This window comes from Caballeronia sp. SL1002 (genome assembly GCF_057814995.1).
In genome coordinates, this window is record NZ_JBYMUW010000003.1 from 113,886 (window position 1) to 126,430 (window position 12,545).

11 protein-coding genes and 1 pseudogene are annotated in these 12,545 nt (G+C 64.0%); 3 read left to right on the forward strand and 9 right to left on the reverse strand.

Features of this window, described 5'->3' with window-relative positions:
- Window positions 1-27 precede the first annotated feature (27 nt).
- Window positions 28-1,617, reverse strand: a complete 1,590-nt coding sequence (locus tag AC3D25_RS17970; RefSeq protein WP_488889824.1) for an amidohydrolase family protein — start codon at window positions 1,615-1,617, stop codon at window positions 28-30.
- 156 nt (window positions 1,618-1,773) lie between these two features.
- Complete coding sequence (locus tag AC3D25_RS17975; protein ID WP_488889825.1) at window positions 1,774-3,231, reverse strand: NCS1 family nucleobase:cation symporter-1; 1,458 nt, start codon at window positions 3,229-3,231, stop codon at window positions 1,774-1,776.
- Between the two features lie 645 nt (window positions 3,232-3,876).
- Here AC3D25_RS17975 and AC3D25_RS17980 point away from each other — a divergent pair.
- Both AC3D25_RS17980 and AC3D25_RS17985 read left to right on the forward strand, forming a co-directional pair.
- Window positions 3,877-4,167 (forward strand): annotated as a pseudogene (locus tag AC3D25_RS17980) (aldo/keto reductase); the annotation flags it as partial.
- 50 nt (window positions 4,168-4,217) lie between these two features.
- A complete protein-coding gene (locus AC3D25_RS17985; protein ID WP_488890507.1) occupies window positions 4,218-4,448 on the forward strand; it encodes a hypothetical protein in 231 nt (76 codons plus the stop codon).
- A gap of 40 nt (window positions 4,449-4,488) precedes the next feature.
- On the opposite strand, the gene AC3D25_RS17990 is transcribed toward AC3D25_RS17985, so the two are convergent.
- The 4 genes from AC3D25_RS17990 to AC3D25_RS18005 are packed head-to-tail and all read right to left on the reverse strand — an operon-like array spanning window position 4,489 to window position 8,434.
- The gene (locus AC3D25_RS17990; RefSeq protein ID WP_488889826.1) at window positions 4,489-4,833 is read right to left on the reverse strand and encodes a cupin domain-containing protein; all 345 of its coding nucleotides are present in this window, start codon (window positions 4,831-4,833) and stop codon (window positions 4,489-4,491) included.
- 40 nt (window positions 4,834-4,873) lie between these two features.
- Window positions 4,874-5,851, reverse strand: coding sequence for a M14 family metallopeptidase (locus AC3D25_RS17995; protein ID WP_488889827.1), 978 nt, complete (start codon window positions 5,849-5,851; stop codon window positions 4,874-4,876).
- Window positions 5,848-7,320, reverse strand: a complete 1,473-nt coding sequence (locus AC3D25_RS18000) for an NAD-dependent succinate-semialdehyde dehydrogenase (protein WP_488889828.1) — start codon at window positions 7,318-7,320, stop codon at window positions 5,848-5,850. The genes AC3D25_RS17995 and AC3D25_RS18000 overlap by 4 nt, the downstream gene beginning before the upstream one ends.
- A gap of 28 nt (window positions 7,321-7,348) precedes the next feature.
- On the reverse strand, window positions 7,349-8,434 hold the full coding sequence (locus AC3D25_RS18005) for a tartrate dehydrogenase (RefSeq protein ID WP_488889829.1): 1,086 nt from the start codon (window positions 8,432-8,434) through the stop codon (window positions 7,349-7,351).
- Between the two features lie 114 nt (window positions 8,435-8,548).
- On the opposite strand from AC3D25_RS18005, the gene AC3D25_RS18010 reads away from it, so the two are divergent.
- Complete coding sequence (locus tag AC3D25_RS18010) at window positions 8,549-9,496, forward strand: LysR family transcriptional regulator (RefSeq protein WP_488889830.1); 948 nt, start codon at window positions 8,549-8,551, stop codon at window positions 9,494-9,496.
- On the opposite strand, the gene AC3D25_RS18015 is transcribed toward AC3D25_RS18010, so the two are convergent.
- The 3 genes from AC3D25_RS18015 to AC3D25_RS18025 all read right to left on the reverse strand — a co-directional run bounded on the left by AC3D25_RS18015 (window position 9,493) and on the right by AC3D25_RS18025 (window position 12,545).
- Window positions 9,493-9,990, reverse strand: a complete 498-nt coding sequence (locus AC3D25_RS18015; RefSeq protein WP_488889831.1) for an Lrp/AsnC family transcriptional regulator — start codon at window positions 9,988-9,990, stop codon at window positions 9,493-9,495. The genes AC3D25_RS18010 and AC3D25_RS18015 overlap by 4 nt on opposite strands.
- 53 nt (window positions 9,991-10,043) lie before the next feature.
- Complete coding sequence (locus AC3D25_RS18020) at window positions 10,044-11,441, reverse strand: aspartate aminotransferase family protein (protein WP_488889832.1); 1,398 nt, start codon at window positions 11,439-11,441, stop codon at window positions 10,044-10,046.
- A 177-nt stretch (window positions 11,442-11,618) separates the two neighbouring features.
- Window positions 11,619-12,545 (reverse strand): 2-hydroxyacid dehydrogenase, encoded by a 927-nt coding sequence (locus AC3D25_RS18025; RefSeq protein WP_488889833.1) that lies wholly within the window; start codon window positions 12,543-12,545, stop codon window positions 11,619-11,621.

Genomic DNA, 12,545 nt, shown 5'->3' on the forward strand with positions numbered 1-12,545 from the left:
AAACTGCGAAGCTGCGGAAACGAAGTGTTAGCGGCGCGTCGGATCGGCGTCGCCGACCCAGCGGTTCATGCGGACGTCGATAGCGAGCGACTTCTCGTACATGGCGCGATAGTGCGGCAGCCATTCGGCGGCATCGCGCATGAGGGTGTCTCGCTGACCGGCGGCGGCGTCCATGATGGCGCGCGCTTCCTGTCGCAGGGCGGGCTCGTCGATGGTCAGCAGTTTGCCGTCACGCATCACCACATGACCGGCGACCATCGTCATGACAATTGCGCGGCTTGCATCCGCGTACACGAGTTGGCGCGCGATATCGTTGAGCGGGGTAAATGGCAGGGTATCCAGATCGAGCATGATGAGATCAGCCTGGAACCCTGGAGCGATGCGCCCAAGCTGGTGCTCCTGACGCATCGCCGTCGCGCCGCCCTCGAACATGCAGCGAAGGATTTCATTCGCGACCGGCCAACGGTCGGGATCGGGATCGCCGATGGTATGGACCAGCGCAGCGGTCTTCATCACCGACCACAGGTTGACGGCGTCGTCCGCGATGATTTCGTCGGAGCCGAGCGCGATCGGAACGCCCGCCTGCGCGAGCCGCCTGAAAGGCATGATGCCGCTACCGAGCCGCAGATTGCTGATCGGGTTATGAATCACTTGTGCCCCGGCGCGAGCCAGTCGAGCGATGTCGTCGTCGTCGATCCACACGGCGTGAATCACGTTCATACGCTCGGACAGGAGAGCGAGGTCGTCCACGTAGCGGATCAACGAGCGGCCGTTCAGACACACTTCGCCGAACACGCGTTGAAGGCGGGTCTCCAGCATGTGGATGTAGAACGGCAGATCGTAGGCAAGGCTGATCGCGTTCAGCGCCTGCAAATAGTCGACGCTTACCCGCTGCGGCGCCGAACACGACACGGCGGCGCGCAAGCGCCCATGGCTCGACTTGTGCCACGTATCGATCAGATAGCGATAGTGACTCAGCAGATCGTCGGTCTGCATGGGCGCCGGTGCTGCGAGCCGCGCCCGGAGTTCGTCGGGGACGAGATCGCCCAGAAACGGCAGCTTCGCGATTTCGGGGAGGTTGGGCTGATCGAGCGCCACAGTCGCCCGCATGCCGATATCGCGGTAAGCGCACATCACCGCATCGATTTCAGCGTGGCTCGGCGACGGCAGGAAGAACGCATCGTCCTGGACCGACGTGACGCCGAGCTTGAGCATTTCCGCAGCGCCGACTTGCGTACGCACATAGGCCACGCGCGAGGAAACTGCCGCGTCAGGCGTCGACGGCACTTCGTAAAGCATGAAGAGTTCCAAAGGCAGGCTGTCCAGCGCGCCCTTAAGAAAGTTGGTCGGCGAGTGAAAATGCGCGTTGATCAAACCCGGCATGACGAGCTGTCCAGCACCGTCGATCACGACGTGCGGATCGTCGATGCTCAATGACGCGTCTGGCGCGATCTCGCGAATCCGGCCTTGATGGATGACGATATCCGCGCGCGGGTAGTGCGGACACGCGGGATCCATCGTCAGAACACGGGCGTTCCTGATGACGGTCAGGGGTGCCACACCGTCGCTTGTCTGGGCCGAAGACGTGTTCGCCGGCCCAACAGGGTTGTCGCTCATCGCGATCACCTTTTGCTGGACGGGCACGCCAACCCGATATCCTCTGGGAGAGAGGAGCGCTACCTTCAACGGTTTCGACAGTAAGGGAAATTTTTTTTGTCGTCAACGCGTCAAAAACCCCCTCTCCGCAAACTCGCCACCGCGACGCGCGAACCCTCAAACCCGCGCTGGCGCCACTGCCTTGCGCGGCCGCAGCGTCGCCATGATCAGATACATGCCGCCGCCGATCACAACGCCGAAGAACCACCCATAGGTATTCCACCAGACGGGAAGCAGGTTCGTAAAGTTAGGCAGGAACGTCGAGAACACGCTGCCCACCACGACGGCCGTCAGCGCGTTGACGTTCCAGCCGCCTTCGTAGCGGTACTCGCCGTACTCCTGGTAAAGCGCCGCGACGTTGATGTTGCCCTTCGCGACGAGGTAGTAATCCACGAGGATGATCCCGAGGAGCGGCCCCATCGTCGCGCCGATCGCGTTGACGAAGTGCGCGGCATTGCCTTCCCACGGCGCGAACGGATACAGCACGAGCGCGATGGCCGCCGCGATGTAGCCGCCCTTCTTGAAGCTGATCGCTTTCGGGAACGTGTTGGAAATGTCGAACGCCGCCGATACGAAATTCGCGACCACGTTGATGCCGAGCGTCGCGACCGCGAACGCCAGTGCCGCAATCAGCGCGAGAAGCCAACTGTCGAACTTGGCGGAAATCTGCTCGGGATGCAGCAGCACCTCCCCGTACACTTTGAAGGCCGCAATGGTCGTGATGCCCGCGACCAGTGAGAACGCAATCAGATTGACCGGAAGGCCCCACAGATTGCCTTTTTTCACGGCATCGCGGTTTTTCGCGTAGCGCGAGAAGTCGCAGAAGTTGAGATACAGCGCCGCGAAGTAAGTGATCCACGTCGCGCCGACGGCCATCAGCGCCCAGAACGAACCGGGCGTGCCACTGATGCCGGCGTCTTTCGTCTTCTCCAGAAGCACGGGCATCGGAATGCCGTGGTAGAACGAAAAACCGCCGGCCTTGATGCAAAGGCCGATCGCGAGAATCAGCATCGCGATCCAAACCGCGGGTCCCGCCCAGTCCTGGAATTTGCGTACCGTCTCCATGCCCTTCTGGATGATAAGCAACTGCAGCGCCCAGATGATCACGTAGCAGATGACCTCCAGCCCCGAGTGGCCGGCGAAGTGCGTACCCTTGTGGAACGCCATCATGCTGTCGTTGCGGATCAGCAGCGCGACCAGCGCGCCCGATGCCGTCGCCGTCTGCGCGCCGTACCAGAAGCACGCGACGATCGCGCGCACGAGCGCCGCGAGATTCGCGCCCCACACGCCGAACGACGCACGCGCGAGCACCGGATACGGGACGCCGGTTTTTTCCCCCGCGAAGCCGATCAGGTTCATCAGCGCGAAGATGACGAGCGAACTCAGGCCGATCGCCAGGAGGAAGTTAGTGAAGCTGCCGCACAGCAGGAACAGGCTCGCGGCGAGGTAGTAGCCCCAGAGACTGTGCACGTCCGACGTCCAGACGTTGAAGATGCTGAAGGCGCCCCAGTTGCGGACCCTGGCGGGCGCAAGGTCTTCGTTGTAGAGGCCGGGGGAAGGGTCGCGGATTTCCATCTTTTTATCTCCGTTTGTCGAGCATGGCTGGCACTTGTTGTAGTTCCGCGCAAGGTCGTTGCGCGATTCGTGGCACTCGGGAAACACCGCGCTGAACGTCGAAAAGCTTCGGCGTCTAAAGCGGACTAGCATGCAACCACTGTATGTATTTTGGCACCGGGTTTCGAATCGGTTAACCCTAGGCCCGGCATTCACGCCGCTTGCGCGACCGACTGACCGAAAGCTGCGGTTGCGATCCGCCAGCGCCTCCAGCGTCGGCGCCGATGGCACGAAGACTAAGCCGCCCTTCGCCGCGCGGCTGTAATCGAGAAGACGGTCGTCGCTGCGCGGCGGCGGATGGCGCCTACGAGGCGATCTTCAGATCGTTCAGGAGGCCGGAGGCGTGTCTGAGAACCCGCGAGCAGGTCACTGCGTTCGGTGATCGTTCCAGTTGAACGTCGTCTCAACCGCATGGCCGGCCTGGTTCGGCCAGCGCCGGTCGCTCTACCGGGACCGCAGGATCGTCGACGATGCGGCCCGCATAGACGTTGAGGGCGCAGGTATGAGCACGTGTCGAGAATTTTTCTGCCGTTCGGAATCGACCTGAAGGTTGCGCGTGGAATCGAAAGACCTTCAATCAGGCGGATCAGCGAACTACCGTGCTGCAATGTCGTGGCGCTTTTTTCAGAAGAAAACCGCTAAGCCAATCGGGGCGTAGTCGATGCGCTGAAGAATATCGCGGCCGGGTTGATTGCGACGCCGGCGCAAGTCGCGCTTGCATGGCTGCTCGCGCAGAAGCCATGGATCGCGCCGATCCCCGGCACGACCAAGCTTCATCGTCTGGAAGAAAACGTCCGTGCGGGCAACCTCGAATCGACAGCCGATAACCTGCGGGCGATTGAATTAGCGCTCTCGACCATCGCTGTGCGGGGCGACCGATACCCGGCGCGTCGGCAAGTAAGCCTCATCCCTGTCCATCAATCCCGCCATTTGCAAAGGCGGGCGCTATGCCGGAAAACATTGCAGGAAAAGTCATCGTCATTGCGGGCGCGAGCAGCCGGCTTGGCGAAGCGGCGGGCCGCCGCCTGGCAGCAGATAGCGAAAAGCTGGTGCTCGATGCTCGCCGTGTCGATCGCCTGAAGGCAATGGCAGCACAGCCGGTCTTCCCGAAGATGCGGCCGTTGAAACGGACGTTACGGATGCTCGGCAGGTCAAGGCGCCCGTCGACGGCGCAGTGAAGGGACTTGTGCCTGCTCGCCGACGTCCCGCGAGGTGCGCCTAGAAAATCACATACACCTTGCGCATGGCCTCGTCGACTTCCCACAGGCCCTCGGTATTCGCTTCGAAGAACAGCGTGTCGCCGGTCGAAAAGTGGACCGTGTCCTCGTTATCAGGCGTGAAGCGCCCGCGGCCGGCCAGGAAGTGCATGACCTCCGCCTGCTTGATCGCGCGGCGATACGTCCCGGCCGTGCATTCGAAAATACCTGTGTCGACCGCTTCGCTGCCGCCAATCACGCGCTGCACGCCGGATACCCGGATCGGCGTCGTGCCGGGCAGACCCACCTGTCCCCAGTCTTCGAGATTCTGCAGGTTGACGCTTTGTTTGATCTGTTGAACCTTCATGGATCTTCGACCTTTTTTTGAATTAAAGAGCGCGTTGTTTTCAACGCGCGCGGCTGATGGTCTGCTCGACCCGGCCGAGCCGCACGACAGTGACCCCCGGACGCAGTTGCCGCAGCGACGGCATGACCAGCATGCAGTTGTCGTAGGGCGTCACGACCGGTTCGCCATCTGACCAGCCGATCACCGTGCCGGCTTTCTCGAAGATTTCGAGGCCCGTGTATGGGCCCGCGAAGCGGAAGTCCATGCTCGTCGCGACCACCGGCTGCGTGACGCGCACGACGTGCATCGTATCGGGCAGCGGCGCAATCCAACCCGCCGGCACGTCCACTTCGTCGATCACGCCCGCAAGCAGCAGGAAGCGCGCGCTGACATCGCGGGCGACGCTCACGGCGCTCGCTTCCCAGTGCTGCCCACATTCGATCAACAAAGCATTCCTGGCGCTCGACGGGTCGCCGAAGTCTTCGTAGTCGCGCATTCGACGACCTTCGGGATGACCTTCGTCGCAGATCACCGTGGCCGGCGTGCCGAGCCTGACAGCCAGATCGATGCCCTTGTCGAGCGGTCCGGCGACGATCAGCGGCGCGCTCTTCTCGTGCATCGAGTGCAGGTCGAGCAGGAGGTCGACCGTGTCGATCACCGGCCGCAAGGCCCGCGCACGATCGAGTTCGCTGGAACGGCGCGAGGTGTCGTCGAGGACGGCGCGGGTCCAGACGCGGTTCATGTCCTGATCGACGAAGCGGGCCGCGTCGGGCTTCGCGCGCTGGAAGCTGAAGTAGGCCGCGACATTTGCAAATGCAAGCGTCAGGCGTCCGCGCCGCGGTCGAAGCCCGAGCGTGAGCCACGCATCCACGACGATCGCGCCGCACACTTCGTTGCCATGCGTGAGCGCCTGAATCATCACGTGCGGGCCGGGCACGCCCGAGTCGAAGGTATGGAGGTAGGGAATGCCGGAGTCCGACGCCTCATGCGCCGTAATGTCGGGAAACGCGACGTCGATCGGATACGCTTCGAGTGTCATTCGAGATTGCCCTGGCAGAGGTACTTGATTGAAAGGTAGTCGTCGAGACCGTACTTCGAGCCTTCCCGGCCGTAACCCGATTCCTTCACGCCGCCGAACGGCGCGGCCTCGCTCGCTAGCGCGCCTTCATTGATGCCGACGATGCCCGCTTCCAGCGCGCGCGACACCCGGTCGATGCGCTTCAGGTTTTCGCTGTAGAAATACGCGGCGAGACCGAACGGCGTGTCGTTGGCGGCCTGCACGGCTTCGGCTTCCGTGTCGAAGTGAAACAGCGGCACGACGGGGCCGAAGGTTTCCTCGCAGCTCAGTTGCATGTCAGGCGTCGCGTCGGCGAGAACGGTGGGCGCGTAGTAGTGCGGTCCGAGTTCGGGCATGCGCCTGCCGCCCGCCAGAACGCGCGCGCCGCGGGCAACGGCGTCGTCCACGTGACGGGCAATCTTGTCGAGCGCGCGCACGTTGATCATCGGACCGATCTGCGCGGCCGGGTCGGTGGCGGGCGCGACTTTGAGCGCGGCGACGCGCGTAGCGAGCAGGTCGGCGAAGCGTTCGTACACGCCCGCTTGCACATAGACGCGGTTCGGGCAGACGCAGGTCTGGCCGCCGTTGCGGAATTTTGCGGCGAGGAGGCCGGTCACGGCGGCGTCGAGGTCGGCATCGTCGAATACGATGAACGGCGCGTTCCCGCCCAGTTCCAGCGAGAGTTTCTTGAGCGTCTCCGCCGATTCGCGCGCGAGATACTTGCCTACCGGCGTGGAGCCGGTGAAGGTGATCTTGCGCACGCGCGCATCGTGCAGCCAGTCGGCGACCGTACTCACGGCACGGTCGCGCGAGGCGGTGATCAGGTTGAGCACGCCCGGCGGCACGCCCGCTTCGTGCGCGAGCAGCACGAGCGCCGACGCGGTCAGCGGCGTGTCTTCAGCGGGCTTGGCGATCACGGTGCAACCGGCCGCGAGCGCGGGCGCGATCTTGCGGGCGATCATCGCAAGCGGGAAGTTCCACGGCGTGATCGCCGCGACGATGCCGACCGGCTCCTTCACCGCCGTCATGCGTTTGCCGCGCTGCTGCTGCGGAATGATATCGCCGTAGATGCGCGTCGCCTCGTCCGCGAACCACGCGACATACGACGCGCCGTAGGCGACTTCGCCGCGCCCTTCCGCGAGCGGCTTGCCCTGTTCGAGCGAGATCAGCGCGCCGAGCGCGTCCTGGTTAGCGACGATCAGCGCGTGCCAGCGATGCAGGATCGCGGCGCGCTCCTTCGCCAGCATGTCGCGCCAAGCGGGAAAGGCGCGGGCTGCGGCGTGGGTGGCGGCGCGGGCATCGGCGGGGCCGCTGTCGGCGACCTGCGCGATTGCCTCGCCATTGGCCGGATTCGTCACGGCGAAGCGCGCGCCATCCTGAGCCGGCGTCCAGCGGCCGTCGATGAAGTTGTCCTCACGGATCAGCTCCGTCAGTTCGAATTTGCGTGTCATGAGTTTCTCCGTGGCTTCTGCAAGCCGATCACGAAGCCAGCTTGGCGGCGATTGCCTGTCCGACTTCGGTAGTGTTGGCGCGCCCGCCCAGATCGCCGGTGAGCGGCCCTTCGACCAGCGTGGCTTCGATTGCCGCGAGGATCGCGTCGTGCGCGGCGCGTTCGTTGCCTTCGTGATTGCCGAGGAAGTCGAGCATCATCGCCGCCGACCAGATCATCGCAATCGGGTTGGCGACGTTCTTGCCCGCGATGTCGGGCGCGGAGCCATGCACCGGTTCGAACAGCGACGGGAACTTGCGGTCCGGGTTCAGGTTGGCCGAGGGCGCGAGGCCGATCGTGCCGGTGCAGGCCGGACCCAGATCGGAAAGGATGTCGCCGAACAGGTTGGTCGCGACCACCACGTCGAAGCGATCGGGGTTCAGCACGAAGCGCGCGCACAGGATGTCGATATGCTGCTTGTCCCAGGCCACGTCGGGATAGTGCGCCGCGACCGAGGCGGCGACCTTGTCCCACCACGGCATGCTGATGGCGATGCCGTTGCTCTTGGTTGCCACCGTGATCTTCTTGCGCTTGCGCCGTTGCGCGAGGTCGAAGGCGAACTTGAGCACGCGTTCGCTGCCGTGGCGCGTGAATACCGATTCCTGCAGCACGAACTCGCGCTCGGTGCCTTCGAACATCACGCCGCCCACCGACGAATATTCGCCTTCTGTGTTCTCGCGCACGATCCAGAAGTCGATGTCGCCCGCCTTGCGGCCCGCGAGAGGCGAGGGTACGCCCGCGAAGAGCCGCGCCGGGCGCAGGTTGATGTACTGGTCGAATTCGCGGCGGAACTTGAGGAGCGAACCCCACAGCGAGACGTGGTCGGGCACCGTGTCGGGCCAGCCGACCGCGCCGAAGAGGATTGCGTCGCACGACTGGAGTTGCGTCTTCCAGTCGTCGGGCATCATCTGGCCGTGCTTCGCGTAGTAATCGCAACTCGCCCATTCGATGTGACGGTACTCGAGTTCGAGATCGAAGCGCTTACTCACGATATCCAGCGTTCGCAACGCTTCCGGCATCACTTCGACGCCGATCCCGTCGCCCGGGATCACGGCGATCCGATATGTCTTCGACATGGTGTCTCCTCCAGAAAGTTTTCGGTACGGCCTATTTTATTGCTTCCATCGCGGACTAAAATATGGACTTTAGTTAAGTCACTATGCACGAATCGTGTACAACGTGAGCCGCCCATGAATCCAATTCCTTCTCCCGACCTCGACGACTTGCGGGTGTTCTGCGAGGTCGCGCGCCGGGCGAGTTTCAGCGCGGCGGCGGAAGCCTTGTCGGTGTCGGCGGCGTATGTCAGCAAGCGTATCAACGTGCTCGAAAGCACGCTCGGCACGCGGCTCCTGCACCGTTCGACGCGCCGCGTCGCCATTACGGAAGCGGGGGAACGGGTTTATGCGTGGGCTGAAAAGATCCTCGACGACGTCGAACATCTGATCGAGGACGTTTCCACTACGCGCCGCGTTCCGAGCGGCAAGCTGCGCATCTCCAGCAGCTTCGGTTTTGGCCGGCGTCACGTCGCGCCGTCGCTCGCGCGCTTTTCCGAGCGTTTTCCGCAGCTTGCCGTGCGGCTCGACCTGTTCGACCGCATCGTGGATGTCGCGGGCGAGGGCTTCGATCTCGACATCCGCATCGGCGACGACATCGCGCCGCACCTGATCGCGCGGCGTCTCGCGTCGAACCACCGGGTGCTCTGCGCGTCGCCCGCGTACCTCGCGCAGCACGGCGCGCCGCGCCAGCTCGCCGATCTCGCGTCGCACGCGTGCCTCGCCATCAAAGAGCGCGATCATCCGTTCGGCGTGTGGCGTTTGATGGTGCGCGGCGAAGCGATGTCGATCAAGGTGACCGGGCCGCTCTCGACCAATCACGGCGAAGTGGCGGTGGAATGGGCGCTGGCCGGGCGCGGGATCGTGTTGCGCTCCCTGTGGGACGTGGAGCCGTTGCTCGCGAGCGGCCAGTTGCAGCACGTCCTGCCCGAGGCCACTCAGCCCGCGAACCTGTGGGCGGTGTATCCGGCGCGGCTCGCGCAATCGGCGAAGGTGCGCGTGTGCGTCGATTTTTTGAGCGCGGAATTCGCGCGCTGGAGTCCGCCCGCCGACCGCCCGGAGGATGCTTCCGCTGCCGTGGACTAGTTGTGATTCTGCGAGAAGAGCGTTTCGAGCGGGTAATGGCTCTTCACGAACGGCGACTTGATGATCACGTAGCTGAAGTATTTCTCGATGCCGATATCCCGCTCGAGCAGTCCTTCGACAATGCTCTGGTAGTGACTCACGCTGCGTGTCACGAACTTCAGCAGGTAGTCGTAGCCGCCGCTTGCAAGATGGCATTCGACGATCTCGTCGATGTCGCGGATCGCCGCGACGAACTTGATGAAGTCTTCCCGCCGATGGTCGGCGAGCGTGACTTCGGTGAAGACGATCTGCACGTCACCGAGCTTTTCGAGCTGGATCTGCGCGCCGTAGCCGATGATATAGCCGGCCTTTTCCAGACGTCTGACGCGGATCAGACAGGGGCTCGGAGAAAGGCCGACTGCATCGGCAAGCTCGACATTCGTTATCCGCCCCTTCTTTTGCAGCTGGGAGAGAATACGCAGGTCAATCCGGTCTAGCTTGCAATCGCTGCTCATCGTGAATCTATCGCTCCGGCGATGGTGAATGGGTCTCAGGGAGACCTCTCACTCTAGCACGCAGCGGCACGGCTCTTGGTTCTCAGCGCGGCGCGGACGTCGGCTTGCGCGAGAACGTCGTCGAGGGTTTTGTGCAGCCGCTCGAACAGGAGGTCGAACTCGGCATCCGTGTACGAAAGCGCCGGCGCGAAGCCGAGGATGTTGTCGCCGAAAGCGCGGAAGATCAGACGATTCGCGTAAGCCGCCGTCGAGATCCGTTCGGACAGTTTCAGCGCCGGGTCGAAACCGGCGCGGCTGTCCTTGTCGGCGACGAGTTCGAGCGCGCCGAGCAAGCCTCGATGCCGCGAATCGCCCACCAGCGGATGCGCGAGCAGTGCGTCGAGCCCTTGCGCAAAACGCGGGCCGTGCGCGACGCCGTTCGCGAGCAGCCCGCCTTCCTGATAGAGCCGCATCACTTCCAGCCCGATCGCCGCGCTCACCGGATGCGCCGAATACGTATGGCCGTGCCCGACGATCGCGTCGCCGCCCGCATCCGCGATGCCGCGATACACCTCGTCGGACATCAGCACCGCGCCCATCGGCGCGTAGCCCGCGGTCAGCCCCTTCGCGACCGTCATCAAGTCCGGCTCCACGTTCTCGCCCTGGCATGCGAAGAGCGGTCCCGTGCGCCCGAAGCCGGTGATGACTTCGTCGGCGACGAACAGGATGCCGAGCTTGCGGCACGTCTCGCGCATGGCGCTCAGCCAGCCGACCGGCGGCACGATCACGCCGCCCGACCCCTGGATCGGCTCGCAAAAGAACGCCGCGACGTTGTCCGCGCCGAGCGCTGCGACCTTTGCTTCGAGCGCCGCGACGGAGGCAGCGATCAGCGCGGCGTCGTCGGCGAAATCGTTGCGGTAGGCGTAGGGCGAAGGCAGGTGATGTTGCGTCGCGAGCGGCAGGTCGAAGTTGCGGTGGAACGCGGGCAAGGCGGTGAGGCCCGCGCCCATCGTCGACGAACCGTGATAGCCGCGTTGCAGCGCGATGATGTGCTTCTTCGCGGGGCGGCCGGTGGCGTTGAAGTAATGCGTGATGAAGCGCAGCGCGGAATCCACCGCATCCGATCCGCCGAGCGTGAAGTACACGTGCTGCAGCGAAGCCGGCGCGGATGCCGCGAGTTTCTCCGCCAGTTCGATGGCGGGCGCCGAGCCGAAGTGGAAGTAGCTCGTGGCGTAGGGGAGCTTCTTCATCTGTTCGGTCGCCACGTCGACGATGCTCTGCTGCCCGTAGCCGACGTTCACGCACCAGAGGCCGGAAAACGCGTCGAGCAACTGGTTTCCGGCCGCGTCGCGCAGGAACGCGCCGTTGGCGGATTCGAGCACCGTGACGCCACGCGCTTCGTGTGCGCGATAGTTGACGACCGGGTGAATCAGGTGCTTGCGGTCGGCTTCAATGAGGGACTGGATCGACATGGTAGGTTATCTCTTCGTGCAAGGGCGGAAGGGCTATTGACCCTCCCCATACTACTGATCCTCGACGATCGTCCCGCCGTTAAAAAATTGTCCAAAGAGCGCGGCCGGAGCGTTTTGCCGCACCCGCCCAGCATATTCTGCTGCACGCGCCGTCGCGCGAATCCGCTCGCGGGGCGATCAATAGCCCTGTGCGCGGTCGATCTGACCGAGCATCGGCAGACCTTCGCGATGGCGGCGCAAGTTGTCGAGCACCACGTCCACGGCGGTTTCCGGCCGCGTCGCGCTCGCGATGTGCGGCGTGATGCGCACACGCGGATGCGTCCACAACGGATCGCCTGCGGGCAGCGGCTCGGGGTCGGTGACGTCGAGAATGGCATTCGCCAGCTGGCCGTCATCGAGCGCCTCAAGCAGATCGCGCTGATTCAGATGCGGGCCACGGCCGGTCTGGATCAACGAAGCGCCGCGCGGCAGCTTGCCGAACAGCGCCGCGTTCAGCAGACCGCGCGTGGCGTCCGTAAGCGGCACGAGACAGATCAGGATGTCGGTGCGCGCGAGGAACGTATCCAGCGCGGCTTCGCCCGCATGACATTCGATGCCTTCGATCGAGCGCGGCGAGCGGCTCCAGCCCGCGCAGTCGAAGCCGAAAAGACGCAGCCGTTCGAGCACGGCCGTGCCGAGCACGCCCAGCCCCAGCACCCCGACACGGCGCTCCGCCGCCGCCACGACCGGCTGCGCGCGCCAGACTTGCCGTTGCTGCTGCAGGGCGTAGTCGAACAGGTCCCGGTGAATGGTCAGCACGGCCTGGGTGACATATTCGACCATCCCCTCGACGATTCCCGGCTCGATCATTCGCACCACCGGGACATGCGTTGGGACTTTCGAGAGATCGAACTGGTCGATACCCGCGCCGACGGAAAACACCACTTCGAGGTTCGGCAACATGCGGGCAAGGTCGTCGGGCGGCTGCCAGGCCGCTAGATACTGTACGGCGGCAAGGTCGCCGCTGTCCGGCCAGACATAAAAGGGCACGTCCGGCGCTTTCTGCGCGAAAAGTCTCGCCCACTGTGCGCCGCGCGCGGGATCGGCCTTGTAGAGGAATGTCAT